General features: G+C 72.5%; 11 protein-coding genes and 3 pseudogenes. 4 read left to right on the plus strand and 10 right to left on the minus strand.

Annotated elements, in window-relative coordinates; genetic code table 11:
• Positions 1-101: 101 nt before the first annotated feature.
• The 8 genes from R4Z62_RS00815 to R4Z62_RS00850 all read right to left on the minus strand — a co-directional run bounded on the left by R4Z62_RS00815 (position 102) and on the right by R4Z62_RS00850 (position 7,955).
• On the minus strand, positions 102-1,559 hold the full coding sequence (locus R4Z62_RS00815) for an APC family permease (RefSeq protein ID WP_491518828.1): 1,458 nt from the start codon (positions 1,557-1,559) through the stop codon (positions 102-104).
• Between the two features lie 186 nt (positions 1,560-1,745).
• Positions 1,746-2,426 carry a TetR/AcrR family transcriptional regulator gene (locus R4Z62_RS00820; RefSeq protein WP_064530928.1) on the minus strand — a complete coding sequence of 227 codons (681 nt, stop codon included), beginning with the start codon at positions 2,424-2,426 and terminating at the stop codon, positions 1,746-1,748.
• A gap of 28 nt (positions 2,427-2,454) precedes the next feature.
• A complete protein-coding gene (locus R4Z62_RS00825) occupies positions 2,455-3,300 on the minus strand; it encodes a fumarylacetoacetate hydrolase family protein (RefSeq protein WP_064530929.1) in 846 nt (281 codons plus the stop codon).
• A 14-nt stretch (positions 3,301-3,314) separates the two neighbouring features.
• A complete protein-coding gene (locus tag R4Z62_RS00830; protein ID WP_491518829.1) occupies positions 3,315-4,247 on the minus strand; it encodes a 3,4-dihydroxyphenylacetate 2,3-dioxygenase in 933 nt (310 codons plus the stop codon).
• Positions 4,240-5,703, minus strand: coding sequence for an aldehyde dehydrogenase (locus R4Z62_RS00835; protein ID WP_382844083.1), 1,464 nt, complete (start codon positions 5,701-5,703; stop codon positions 4,240-4,242). Before R4Z62_RS00835 ends, R4Z62_RS00830 begins: the two co-directional genes overlap by 8 nt.
• 32 nt (positions 5,704-5,735) lie before the next feature.
• Complete coding sequence (locus tag R4Z62_RS00840) at positions 5,736-6,542, minus strand: acetoacetate decarboxylase family protein (RefSeq protein ID WP_064530931.1); 807 nt, start codon at positions 6,540-6,542, stop codon at positions 5,736-5,738.
• A gap of 12 nt (positions 6,543-6,554) precedes the next feature.
• On the minus strand, positions 6,555-7,763 hold the full coding sequence (locus R4Z62_RS00845; protein ID WP_491518830.1) for an NAD(P)/FAD-dependent oxidoreductase: 1,209 nt from the start codon (positions 7,761-7,763) through the stop codon (positions 6,555-6,557).
• A 3-nt stretch (positions 7,764-7,766) separates the two neighbouring features.
• Positions 7,767-7,955: a ferredoxin gene (locus R4Z62_RS00850; protein WP_064530933.1), complete on the minus strand. Its 189-nt coding sequence runs from the start codon at positions 7,953-7,955 to the stop codon at positions 7,767-7,769.
• A gap of 388 nt (positions 7,956-8,343) precedes the next feature.
• Between R4Z62_RS00850 and R4Z62_RS00855 the strand changes: the two genes are divergently transcribed.
• Both R4Z62_RS00855 and R4Z62_RS00860 read left to right on the plus strand, forming a co-directional pair.
• The gene (locus tag R4Z62_RS00855; protein ID WP_382844079.1) at positions 8,344-9,699 is read left to right on the plus strand and encodes a glutamine synthetase family protein; all 1,356 of its coding nucleotides are present in this window, start codon (positions 8,344-8,346) and stop codon (positions 9,697-9,699) included.
• Between the two features lie 19 nt (positions 9,700-9,718).
• The gene (locus tag R4Z62_RS00860) at positions 9,719-11,011 is read left to right on the plus strand and encodes a cytochrome P450 (protein ID WP_491518831.1); all 1,293 of its coding nucleotides are present in this window, start codon (positions 9,719-9,721) and stop codon (positions 11,009-11,011) included.
• Positions 11,012-11,275: 264 nt separating this feature from the next.
• On the opposite strand, the pseudogene R4Z62_RS00865 reads toward R4Z62_RS00860, so the two are convergent.
• Positions 11,276-11,599, minus strand: a pseudogene (locus R4Z62_RS00865) (YbfB/YjiJ family MFS transporter); the annotation flags it as partial.
• A gap of 188 nt (positions 11,600-11,787) precedes the next feature.
• On the opposite strand from R4Z62_RS00865, the pseudogene R4Z62_RS00870 reads away from it, so the two are divergent.
• Both R4Z62_RS00870 and R4Z62_RS00875 read left to right on the plus strand, forming a co-directional pair.
• Positions 11,788-12,108: pseudogene (locus R4Z62_RS00870) on the plus strand (GNAT family N-acetyltransferase); the annotation flags it as partial.
• A pseudogene (locus tag R4Z62_RS00875) lies at positions 12,105-12,326 on the plus strand (transposase); the annotation flags it as partial. The pseudogenes R4Z62_RS00870 and R4Z62_RS00875, both read left to right, overlap by 4 nt.
• 162 nt (positions 12,327-12,488) lie before the next feature.
• Here R4Z62_RS00875 and R4Z62_RS00880 read toward each other — a convergent pair.
• Positions 12,489-13,106 carry a hypothetical protein gene (locus R4Z62_RS00880; protein WP_491518832.1) on the minus strand — a complete coding sequence of 206 codons (618 nt, stop codon included), beginning with the start codon at positions 13,104-13,106 and terminating at the stop codon, positions 12,489-12,491.
• Between the last annotated feature and the right edge of the window lie 62 nt (positions 13,107-13,168).

Genomic DNA, 13,168 nt, shown 5'->3' on the forward strand with positions numbered 1-13,168 from the left:
GTGGTGCGGACCGGAGCGGTGCGGGACGGAAGGATGAGGGGGCGGGATGAGGGCAGATGAGGGAAGACGAGGGGAGCGGGGTGGTGCGCGGCGGCCGCGGGTCAGCCGGTGACCGTGGTGCCCCGGCGGCGCAGCCGGTCGGCACCGATGCCGAGCAGCATCACCACCGGCACCGAGAGCACGAGCCGGACGGCCGTGCCCGTGTCGCCGCCGATCAGGGTGGTGAAGTTGGCCAGGATCAGCCAGACGGCGCCCGCGAGACCGGCCGCTCCCAGGGCCGGGGCGAGCACGGTGTTCCAGCGGCGGCGGTCGAGGCCGGTGCGGCGGAAGAAGACGATCACCGAGACGGACGTCAGCAGGTAGAGCAGCATCATCGCCAGGACGGCCAGTCCGCTGAACCAGGAGAAGAGGCTCACCACGGGGTCCTTGCCGAGCAGGGCGAACGGGACGACCAGGGCCAGGGCGATGACGGTCTGCGCGCATCCGGCGGCCCAGGGGGCGCGGCGTGCGTTGAGCCTGCCCAGGCCCCGCGGCAGCAGCCGGTCGCGGCTGAGCGCGAACAGGTAGCGGTTGGCGGAGTTGTGGAAGGTGAGGATGCCCGCGAAGAGCGAGGTGGCGAGCAGGACGGGCAGCACGGTGTCGATCCAGTGGCCGAACTGTGCGGCGATCGGCGCGAACACGAAGTCCGAGGCGTCGCCGCCCGCCAGTGCCGCGGCCGCCGCCTCCGGTGCCCCGGACGCCCCGTGGGCCGAGACCAGCATCCATGAGGTCAGGGCGAAGAAGCAGGTCACCACCACGACGGAGAGGTAGGTGGCACGCGGCACGGTCCGCTTGGGGTCGCGGGCCTCCTCGCCGTAGATGGCCGTGGCCTCGAAGCCGAACATGGACGCCACCGCGAACATGACGGCGACTCCCGGCGCGCCCTGGAGGGCCGCGGAAGGGGAGAAGCTGGCGGCCGTGCCCAGTCCCTCGGGGCCGCCTCCCTTGGCCAGGGTGACCAGGCCGAAGACGAGCAGGACGGTGAACTCGGCGCACACCAGCAGGGCCAGCACCTTGGCGCCGACCTCGATGCCCGTGGCGGCCAGTGCCTGGACCAGGGCCATCGTCGCCAGCGTCCACACCCACCAGGGCAGGTCCAGGCCCGTGTCGTGGGCGACCAGGGTGCTCAGTGTGGCGCCGTACAGGCCGTACATGGCGGCCTGGATGACGCAGTAGGAGAACAGCGCGACGGCTGCGCTGCCCGCGCCGGCGGTCCGGCCGAGGCCCTTGCCGATGTACGTGTAGAAGGCGCCGGCGTCGACGACATGACGGCCCATGGCGACGAACCCGACGGAGAAGAGGAGGATGACCGCGCCCGCCAGCAGATAGGCGGCGGGGGTGCCCGCGCCGTTGCCGATGGCGACCGAGATCGGGGCCGCCCCGGCGATGCCGGTCAGGGGGGCCTGGCCGGACAGGACGAAGAAGAGGATGCCCAGGACACCCAGGGCGTCGGGTTTGAGCGCGGCTGTGGCGGGGGCGTCCCGTACGGTCCGCTCCGCGGGCACCGTGTGACTGTCCACTCGGATTCACCTGCCAGAAGAAGGGGGAAGTCGTTTCGGCCCAAACGAGTTGCCCCATGGTGGTGCGGGACTATCCGTTTGACAAGGGGTGCGGACGACAGGAATCGGGCCGTCCTCGGCGGCGCACGCCCGCGGCCGGGCGGCCCAGGGCCACCCGGGCGGGGGTACGGCGGGGACCGGGTGCGCTCAGCTCCCGGCCGCGTCGCCGGTGGTGGTGTCGGCGGCGGTGTCGGTGTCGGCGGCGGGAGTGCCTTCGACGTCCCGGCCGTCCGCGGCCAGTCCGGCGAGCAGTTCCCGCAGCCGCGCCAGCGCCTCCTCGGTCACCTCGCGCTCACCGAAGACGAGCTGGTGCAGCACGAGGCCCTCCAGCGCGGCGAAGACCAGCCGGGACAGACCCCGGCCGGCCGGGCGGCCGAGGATCCGGGACAGCTCGCTCCCGGCCGTCGCGAAGTACCCCTCGTACAGGGCGCGCAGCTGCGGCAGCAGCTCCGGCCTGCGGCGGGCCTCCAGCATCAGCTCGTACTGGAACGCCTGAAGGTCGGGACCGGCCTCCACCATCGCCCCGAGGCCCGCGGCGAAGTCCGGTGCCCGGCCCGTGCCGCCCTCCAGGGCGCTGACGCCGAGCGAGGCGCGGACCGCGTGGTCGACGGCCTCCTCGATGAGCGCGTCCCGGGAGCCGAAGTGGTGGACGACGAGCCCGTGGGTGACCCCGGCCTCCTCGGCGACCGCCCGGTAGGTGAGCCCGCGCAGACCGACCCGGGCCACCACGCGGACGGCGGCGTCCAGCAGGGCGACCCGTCCGGTGCCGTAGTGCGTCACGCGCTTGCGGCCGCGGCGGCCGTCCGCGGGCTGCTGGGGGTCGGTCATGCCCCCGACCCTACCGGCGCGGCCGCGCTCAGCGCCTCGGCGGCCTGATGCCGCGGAACTCCCAGTCGCCGCCGAGCGCGGTGGACAGAACCTCCTCCGACTCGGTCGGCTGGGCGCCGACGTCGGCGCGGATCGCGGTGGGGCCGCTCACGATGTGGTTGGTGAGCCGGCCGAGGCCCTCCACCTCGACCTCGACCACGTCCCCCGGCCGCACCGGACGGGAGTTGGCCGGGGTGCCGGACAGCAGGACGTCGCCGGGGCACAAGGTGATGGTGCGGGCGATGTCGGCGACGAGGTAGTGCATGTCCCACTGCATCTCGTCGGTCGAACCGTCCTGCGCCACCTGCCCGTTGACGTAGGTGCGCAGCCGCTTGCCGCGGAAGTCCCAGTCGGTGACCAGGCCGGGGCCGAGCGGGCACAGGGTGTCGGAGCCCTTGACCCGGAGCATGGACCCGGCGTCGGTGTCGCGGAAGTCGTGCAGTCCGTAGTCGTTGGCCACGGTGTAGCCCGCGATGTACGCGCCCGCCTCGGCGGGGGAGATGTTGCGCGCGGTCCTGCCGATGACGATCGCCACCTCGCCCTCGTAGTTGAGCCACTTGCAGCCCTCGGGCCGGACGATCGCGCCCCCGTGGGCGTTGAGCGCGGAGACCGGCTTGTGGAAGTAGGTGGGGGTGGCGGGCAGGCCGATGCCGAACTCCTCCACGCGGCTGCGGTGGTTGAGATGGACGGCGACGACCTTGGACGGGACGACCGGCGGGAGGTGGACCGCGTCCGCGGCCGGGACGCGGCGGCCGTCCCCGGCGATCAGTTCGTCGCCGTCGCGGACGGTCTCCGTCACCTGGCCGTCCAGGAGGATGCGGCGGTACTCGGGCATGGGGCGGGGCCTTTCTAGGCGCGGTCGCGGGGGGTGCGGGAGGCGGGGGCGGGCAGTCCCGCGCCGGTCCAGCCGTCCTCGGGACGGTCGAACCAGAGGTGGACCTGGCCGGTGCCGACGGAGTTCTCGTACTCGCCGTACTGGCGGCCCGGGGCGGTGCACGCCTGCTCGCCCAGGGCGCCGGCCATCATCAGGTAGTGGAAGAACTTCGCCTCGGGCCGGTACTTCCAGAACGTGTCCATGGTGTCGAGGACCTTGTCGTGGCGGCCCTGCCGGAACCAGTCGATGCGCTCCAGGTCGGCCGCGCGGGCCTCGGGGGTGAAGATGTGCGCCGGGTCGCTGGCCTCGTGGTCGCGCAGCTCGCGCAGCGGCCAGAAGGTGTGCGACAGCGCGCCGGAGGCGATCAGCAGCACCCGGCGGCCGGGGGTGGCGGCGATGCCGTCGGCCAGCGCGCGGCCCAGGCGCAGATGGTCTTCCATGTCGCCGGTCTGGCAGACGCCGATGGACACCCAGCGCTTGTCGGGCAGGCCCTCGCCGAGGTACTTCCACAGGTTGAGCGTGGCGTAGTAGACCGGCAGGTACGTGTCGTCGATCGGGGTGATCCAGGTGCCGTGCGTGTCGGCGAACGAGGCGATGTTGCGGGCGAGTTCGGGGTCGCCCGGGTAGTCGTAGGGCATGCGGCACATACCGCGCGGCAGTTCCTCGGAGGTGAACAGGCCGGCCCGGCGGCGCTGCGCGGTGACGACGAACTCGACGGTGGTGGCCCAGTGGGAGTCCAGGACGACCACGGTGTCGTAGTCGTCGCGCTCGAAGACGACTCGGCGCAGTTGCCTGAGACCGGTGACGAGGGTGACCTCCCTGCCCTCGTTCAGTTCCCGGCGGGTCTTCTCGGGGAGCACGATGGTGGGCACATGGGCGAGCAGTCCCGCCCCGACGATCTCACCCATGGTCCTTGAATCCCTTCGGCGCGGTGACGGTGTTCTTGACGTCGCAGTAGAAGTCGAAGCTCCAGGTGCCGCCCTCGCGGCCGACCCCGGAGTGGCGGGAGCCTCCGAAGGGCGCCTTGAGGTCGCGGACGAAGAAGCAGTTGACCCAGACGGTGCCGGCGACCAGGCGTGCGGTGACCCGCGCGGCGCGGTCGGCGTCGCCGGTGGCGACGGTCGCGGCGAGTCCGAAGCGGGTGTCGTTGGCCAGGCGTACGGCCTCGTCCTCGTCGTCGAACGTCTGGAGGGTCAGGACGGGTCCGAAGACCTCCTCCTGCACGATCTCGGAGTCCTGCCGGACGTCGGTGAGCAGGGTGGGGGCGTAGTACTGGCCAGCTCCCCGGTGGCCGCCGATCACCGCGCGGGCCCCCGCCTCCAGCGCGCGCCGCACGAAGCCGTCGATCTTCTCCAGCTGCCGGGGGTGGATGGTGGGCCCGATGTCGGTGGCCTCCTCCCTCGGGTCGCCCTGCCTCAGCGCGGCCGCCTTCTCGGTGAAGCGGCGGGTGAACTCCTCGGCTACCGGGGCCTCGACCAGGATGCGGGTGGCCGCCAGACACACCTGTCCCGCGTTGTCGTACTGCTCGACGGCGAGGTCGGCGGCGAGGTCGAGGTCGGCGTCGGCGAAGACCAGCAGGGGTGACTTGCCGCCGAGTTCGAGACTGAGCGGGGTGAGGTTCGCGGCGGCGGACGCGGCGATGTGCCGGGCGGTCGGCACGGATCCGGTGAAGCTGATGCGGCGCACGTCCGGGTGCGCGGTGAGGGGGTCGCCGACCTCGGAGCCGTAGCCCTGGACGACGTTGAGGACACCGGCGGGCAGTCCGGCCTCGGTGGCGATGTCGGCGAGCAGCGAGGCGGTCAGCGGGGACCATTCGGCGGGCTTGAGGACGACCGTGTCACCGGCCGCGAGTGCGGGGGCGACCTTCCAGGTGGCCAGCATCAGCGGGGCGTTCCACGGGGTGATCAGCACGCAGGGCCCGGCGGGGTCCCAGGTGACGTGGTTGGTGTGGCCGCGGGTGGTGAAGTCCTCGTGGTCCAGTTCGAGCAACCAGTCGGCGAAGAAACGGAAGTTGTGGGCGACGCGGGGCATGACCCCGCGGCGGTGGGAGCGCAGCAGGGCGCCGTTGTCGGTGGTCTCGACCAGGGCGAGTTCCTCCAGGCGCCGCTCGACGCCGTCGGCGATCGCGTGCAGGAGGCGGGCGCGTTCGGCGCGCGGGGTGGCGGCCCAGGCGGGGAACGCGGCCTTGGCGGCGGCGACGGCCGCCGCGGCCTCCATGGCGGTGCCCCGGGAGATCTCGGCCAGGACGCTGCCGTCGATGGGGGACACGTCGGTGAAGGTCTCGGTGGAGGCGACGCGTTCGCCGCCGATGAAGTGCCGGGTGTCGACGGCGACGCCGGCGACGGTGGTGAGGTGTGTGCTCATGCGGTGGGGCTCCTCGGGGTCGTACGGTGCGGTCACTGGGCGCCGGAGGTGTGCGACTCCAGCAGCCGGCCGCCGTCCCAGACCACGCCGACCTGGCGGTAGTACGCGGCGATCGGCTCGCGGATCTCCAGGTGGGCCAGTTCCTCGGTGGGCGAGGCGAACAGCTCCAGGTCGGCGTCGCCCACCCAGGACCGGCCGCCCTCGAAGGAGGCGGCACCGGACTCGACCAGCTCGTCCAGGGCGAGGCCGCCGCCCTTCTCTACGGAGGGCAGCCAGCGGTGGTGGGCCATCGGGTGGGCGTTGACGAAGCCGTTGGCCGGGGCGGGTTCGCGCAGGGTGACGACGGCCTGGGCCAGGCGCCGGTCGGCGGCGGCGAGGGTGGCGCCGAAGCGGGCCCCGGCCTCGATGCGGGGGGCGGGCCCGTAGGGGTGGGGGCGGGTCTGGTGGATCGAGCCGAGCTTCTTCGGGTAGCCCTGGTGCAGGCCGCGGGCGATCGCGAAGTCCTTGTCGACCCAGATGTACACGCAGCGGCTGTAGGTCCGGCCCCGGTAGCGGCAGCGGACGACCGCGAACGCCTCCTTGTACTGGGCGAGCACCGGGTCGAGGAGTTCCGCGCCGGAGGCCGAGCAGGACTGCCAGTCGGCCCAGATCAGCGCGACCGCGCCGGGGTCCTCCTCGGCGAGTTCGAGCGGTTCGGGCAGCAGGGCGCGCACCCGGTCCGGGTCGGTGCGGTACTCGACGGTCAGCAGGTCGCCGGAGTAGCGCCAGGGCGGCGCGGGGATCAGCGACGAGGCACCTGTCGCCGTCTTGGGGTGGAGGAATCCGCGGACGGTGGTCATGGCTGGTGTTCCTTACGCGATGAGGGCGGGCGGCTGCGCCAGGGCGGCGCGGTGGCGGGCGGCGGCCGCTGCGGCGGCCGGTCCGCCGAGGGCGGCGACGCCCACCAGACGCCGGCCGCGGTGGTAGCCGACGACCAGGTCCCCGGCCGGGTCGCCGTCGAGGACGCGTACGTCGTCGAGACCGAGCGCGGGCGCGCCGAAGCACTGGAGCCGGACGTCGTGCTGGTCGCTCCAGAAGGTGGGCAGCGGCGCGAACGGCGCGCGGGCCTCTTCGGTGCCGGTGAGATGGGCGGTGAGGGTGCGGGCGGCGTGCCGGGCGGTGTCGCTTGGCATCGACCAGTGCTCCACGCGGCGCGGTACGCCGTCGTAGCGGGCGTTGGGGAAGCGGGCGACGTCGCCGACGGCGATGACGTCCGGGCGGCCGCCGGCGCGCAGGTGCGCGTCGGTGCGTACGCCGTCGGTGAGGTCCAGGCCGTTGCCGTCGAGCCATTCGGTGTTGGGGAGGGAGCCGACCGACTCGACCACGACGTCGGCGGCGAGGACCGTTCCGTCGGCCAGGACGGCCCCGGTGACGTGGTCGTCGCCCGTGAACGCGGTCACGCCGGTGCCGAGGGCGAACCGCACCCCGCGCCGCTCGTGGCGCGTCAGCAGTGCGGTGGCGAGCAGTTCGCCGAGCGGGCGGACCATGGGCAGCGGCAGCGGGTCGACGACGGTGACCTCGGCGGCGCCGAGGGCGACGGCGGTGGCGGCGACCTCGCAGCCGATGAACCCGGCGCCCACCACGACCACCCGCGCGCCCGGCCGGGCCAGCGCCGTGCGCAGACCCCGGGCGTCGTCCAGGGTGCGCACGGTGTGCCGGCCGGCGCGCGGGCCGGGGCAGGAGAGCCGGCGGGGGCGGGTGCCGGTGGCGACGACGAGTCCGCCGTACGGCAGGGTCTCGCCGTCGGCGAGGGTGACGGTGCGCCGGTCGAGGTCGGCGCGGACGACGCGGGTACCCAGCCGCCAGCGCACGTCGTGGACGGCGGGGCGGGGTCTGAGGGCGAGCGAGGCGAAGGACGCCCGGCCGGCCAGCACCTCCTTGGAGAGGGGCGGGCGGTTGTAGGGCATGTGGGGTTCGTCCCCCACGAGCGTGACCGGGCCGTCCCAGCCCGCCGCGCGCAGCTGTTCGGCGGCGCGCAGACCGGCCAGGGAGGCACCGGCCACGACCACAGTGGCGGGCACGGCTCAGCCCTCGATCCGGATGGCCTGGAGCGGGCAGACGTCGGCGGCCTCCTCGACGTCGTCGCGCAGTGACTCGTCGGGGTCGGGGACGTGGGCCAGGTGTCCGGTGTCGTCGAAGGAGAAGACGTCGGGGGCGGCGAAGACGCACTGACCGTGGTCCTGGCACTTGTTCATGTCGACGACGACCTTCATGGCCGGTCCTCCTGGGGCTGAGGGGGCGTCGGAGTGGTGGAGAAGGGGCCCGACCGCGGGGGCCGGGCCCCGGCCAAGGGACACGGGGGGACACCGGATCCCCGACTCGTTTGGCTTCAAACAAGATAGGAAGCGGCAGGGCCCTGGTCAATAGCTATCCGGATGGATAAATTTCCGTGACGACCCTCTTGCGGGAGCGCGTCGCCCAGCCCTACCGTTTGCGGTCAAACAAGCTTGCGGCCTCCTGCCCTCCCGCAGTCCGAGACCGCCTCCCCCTCCGCCTCTTCTTCCTCCTTCTCCCGCCTTCTCCCGCCTTCTCCCGCCTCTTCCCCCTTCTCCCCGGCGCCCGAGCCGTCACAGGCGCCCCCTTTCTCCAGAGGAGACACCGGTGAGCGCATCCGACGCACCGTCCGTCCGCCGGCACCTGGAACGCCTGGCCGCCGAGGGCATCGACGTGGTCCGGGTGACCTATCCCGACCTCATCGGCACCGAACGGGCCCGGGACGTCCTGCTCGACCACCTGCCCGCCGCCTGCGACCACGGCCTCGCCTTCTGCCGCGCCGTCTACCACACCAGCCCCCAGGGCGACACGGTCCCCGTCCCCGGCGGCCTCGACGCCGGACTGCCCGACATCTGCGTCCACCCGGACCTGGACACCCTCACCGCCCTGCCCTGGGAGCCCGGGGTCGCCGCCTGCCTGGGCGACGTCACCGACCCGGCCACCGGACTGCCCGCGCCCGAGTCCCCCCGCGACCTGCTGCGCGCCGTCGTCGAGCGGTGCGCCGAGCACGGGCTGCGCCCGGTGGTGGGCCCCGAGCTGGAGTACTTCCTGTGCGACGCCGCCCCGGAGACGGAGTCCGGCTGGCGCCGCTACAGCGAGGCCCAGGGCGTCGTCTACACCGCGGGGCTGCGCGCGGACGGCGACAACCACCTGCTGCGCACGCTGCGGATGCTGCGCGATCTCGGCATCGGCGTCAGCGGCGGCAACCACGAGTACGACGGCTCCCAGTTCGAGATCAACCTGACCCACTCCGATGCCCTGGAGGCCGCCGACCGCGCCTTCCGCTTCAAGGCGGCCGTCAAGGAACTCGCCCGCAAGGAAGGCCGGCTGGCCACCTTCATGGCCAAACCCTTCAACTCCGCGGGCGGCTCCGGATTCCACCTGCACCTGTCCTGCGTGGACGAGGACGGCGCCGGCGCCTTCGCCGACCCGGCGGCCCCGTACGGCCTCTCCGCGACCGCGCGCCACGCCGTGGCCGGGGTCCTCGCCCACGCGCCCGCGCTCGCCGCGCTCGCCAACCCCACCGTCAACTCCTACAAGCGCTTCGGCCCCGACACCCTCGCGCCCTGGCTGATCGACTGGGGTCTGGACAACCGCAGCGCCATGGTCCGGATCCCGCCGGAGCGCGGCGCGGCGACCCGTTTCGAACTGCGCCTGGGCGACGCGGGCGCCAACCCCTATCTGCTGATCGCGGGAACCCTGGCGGCGGCGTTGCTGGGCGTCCTGGCGGGCGAGGAGCCGCCGGCCCCGCTGGAGGGCTACGGCTACGACTCCGCCCGGTCCGCGGTGCTGCCCGGCAGCCTGCCCGCCGCCCTGGACGCGCTGGAGGCGGACACGGCGCTGACCGACCTGCTCGGCAAGGACTTCACCGCCTCCTACCTCACCTACAAGCGCGACGAGGTCGCGCGCTTCCAACGGCACGTCACCGACTGGGAGTTCACCGAGTACGCCTACCACCTGTGACCCCGAGGAGGCACACCCCATGACCCCGACCGCCCCGCTCGTGTCCGAGGCCGTACGCGAGCCGCTGGCCCTGGCCGACGTCGACCTCACCGACCTCGACAACTTCACCGACGGCGTGACCCCCTGGCGCATGTTCCACACCCTGCGCCACGAGGACCCCGTCCACTGGCAGCCCGAGGAGTCCCCCAACTCCGGCTTCTGGGCGGTGACCCGGCATGCCGACATCGCCCGCGTCGACCGCGACGCCGAGACGTTCGCCTCCACGCGGTTCGTCAATCTGGAGGAGGTCGACGACGACCAGATCGCCCGGCGCGCCTCCCTGCTGGAACTGGACGGAGTCCGCCACCGCGCCCTGCGCCGCCTGCTCCAGCGGCAGTTCGGCGCGGGCGTCATCGACAGCTACGCCGACTTCCTGCGCGGCCTGACCGCCACCACCCTGGACGCGGCGCTGGCCAAGGGCTCCTTCGACTTCGTGAAGGAGGTCTCCGCCGACTTCCCCATCAACGTCCTCGCCCGCCTCCTGGACGTGCCGCCCGAGGACAACCAGCGGCTCATCGACTGGGGCAACCGCATCATCGGCAACACCGACCCCGACTACGCCGACGTGCTCCTGCACAGCGCGGAGAGCGAGCGGTACCGCGATCTGCCCTTCCGCTCCCCCGCCTCGCTGGAGGTCTTCGCCTACGGGCGCGAACTGGCCCGGCGGCGGCGCGGCGGCACCGGCACGGACCTGGTCTCGCGGCTCGTCAACGAGACCCCGCGCGACGGGGTGCCGCTCTCCCCGCAGGACTTCGACAACTACTTCCTGCTGCTGGTCGTCGCCGGCAACGAGACGACCCGGCACACCATCACCCACGCGATGCTGGCCCTCCTCCAGCACCCGGAGCAGTTGGCCCGCCTCCAGGAGGACCCCTCCCTGATCCCCGGCGCGGTCGAGGAGTTCCTGCGCTGGGCCTCCCCCGTCTACCACTTCCGACGCACCGCCACCCGCGACGTCGAACTCGGCGGCCGGCACATCAAGGAGGGCGACAAGGTCGTCATGTGGTTCGCCTCCGGCAACCGCGACGAGGAGGTCTTCCCCGACCCGTACGGCTTCGACGTCACCCGCCGCGACAACGACCACGTCACCTTCGGCAAGGGCAGCCCCCATCTGTGCCTGGGCAATCTGCTCGCCCGCACCGAGATCCGCATCCTGTTCGAGGAACTGATCCCCCGCCTGTCGGGCATCCGCCTGACCGGCGACGTCCCCCGGGTCCGCTCCAACTTCGTCAACGGCGTCAAGAGACTGCCGGTGGAGGTGACACTCGCCTGAGGGACACGAGCCGCCTCTCCTTTGGGGGGGCCGCACGCCCGCGCGGGGCGGCTCAGGCCGGGGCGGGCGCCGGGCGAGGTGGTGCGGGCAGCGGACGCAGACGGCGACGGAAGCGGGGCGGCGAGCAGGACCATCGCGCTGCCGAGCAGCAGCGCCTGATGGTAGCCGTGCCTGAGCAGCGGGGCGGCGAGGAGGGGGGCGATGATCTCCGGCGCCGTATCCGGTGGTCAGCAGAGCCACCGCCCGCGACACCCGGAGGTGGGCCCCGACGGCCAGGGCGATCGTACTGACGCCCATGAACGTGGCACCGGACAGCACCGCGGACACGAGTGCCGGTCCCGCGCCGCCGACCAGCGCCGACAGGGCGATACCGACGGCCTGGAGGGCCAGCGAGGCACGCGGCAGGACCGGCCTGGACCAGCGACGGGCCACCCGGGCCCACAGCGCGCACGACGGGAGGGCCGCGAGACCCGCCACGATCCAGGCTCCCCCGCCGAGCCGGCCGCCGACGCCCTGCTGGGTCGCGGCGACCAGGAAGGTGTTGGCGATGCTGTAGCCGATGCCCTCGAAGGTGCAGTCGGCGAGCAGCGCCGGGAACCAGCGGTGGGCGCGGCCCACGCTCACCAAGCAGCCCGGCAGCATGTCGGTGTGCGCGTGTGACCGCCTCGCCGGCTAGGAGCACGGGTCAGTAACGGGCTTGGCTTCCGCCGAGGCTGGAGCGTGGGGGTCTCGACTGTGCCTTGGGCTGGCCTAGGCTGCCGGTCATGAATCGAGCTATGACCAGCGGTGTGACCACTGAGCCAGTCATCCTTGACACCATGGAGCTGACTTCCGATCCGGAGCTGGAGATCCGGTTTGCCGAGTCGGCCCACCGGATCCTGGCGGACCTGGTCAGTGGAGGTGCCGCGCTGGGCTGGGTCGAACCACCCTCGCGGGATGAGGTGGCGGAACTTCTCGGCCACGTCGTCTCTGCGGTGCAGGCCGGGGATGCGGCCCTGCGGGCCGCTTACCTCGACCGTCGGCTTGTCGGCTTGGGGTACTGGCTCCGCTACGCCCGCCCGACCCATCGGCCACACGCCGATCTTGAGAAGATCGCAAAGTGCGGACCAAGCCCGGCAAGGCCGCCTACAGCCGCCGCAAAGCCATCGTCGAACCTGTCTTCGGCCAGATCATGACCTGCCAGAACGGCCGCCAGCTCCTCCTGCGCGGCGAAGACGGCGCTCGCGGCGAGTGGAGCCTGCTGGCCGCCTGCCACAACCTCCGCAAGATCTTCCGACACGCCGGAACCGCCGGACTCGCCGCCATGGCCGGCTGATCAGCCGGGCCCAGGACCCGTCACGGTCCGACCAGGCCGCACACCTGATGGGCAGAACCCCATCCCGGCCTCACAGGCGCCGACTGGACGACCGCGACTGATCCCACCGCTCACGGCCACCCGACCAGTTGCCTGTTACTGACCCACGCTCCTAGATACTCATCACGTACCACTGCCTTCGCGATGAGCCGTGCAGGTAGAGATGACGACCCCGCCCGACGGGCTGTGCGTACCGCTTGAGGGGGGCGCCGTTGGGACACCGGCGGGTGGCCGGTAACCCCACTCGTGGTTGCCACCACTGTCCCAGCGCACCAGGCCGGCCGCGCTGATCGGGTCCACGTAGACACCTTCGTCGAAGCAGGCGCTCCACAGGTGATGGCGCCGGTCCGCCATCAGGTATTCGACGGCGATCCCCATGTCGAAACCATGACGCTGCCGACCGTCGGCACCATGGATCTGCGTGTTCTGGTCCGCCGTTGCACCGTAGCCGTGCAGGACGACCCGCCCATGGGGCAGCGCGTCCAGGTGGACCACCTGCAGGGTGATGCCGTGCAAGGGCCGCTCCCGGACTGCGGAGCCCCTGCTGATGACCAGAACCGCGTCGTACGAGCTGGTGCGCGGTACGGGGGAAGTCCAGCCGTACCGGCTCGTGCGGACCTCCGCGTCGGGGCAGATCAGCCAGAGGGCCCGGCCCCAGGCGTCCACCGTGGTCGCCAGCACCTTCTCGTGGTCGTACTGCCGAGGCAACAGTGCGTACGGACGCAGTGCCACCTTCCTCAAGAAATCACCTCACGGGCGAACGAACATGTCCCGTCCATGATCGCATTCCGCCGGATCCGCCG

This window comes from Streptomyces sp. PL-25 (genome assembly GCF_058344915.1).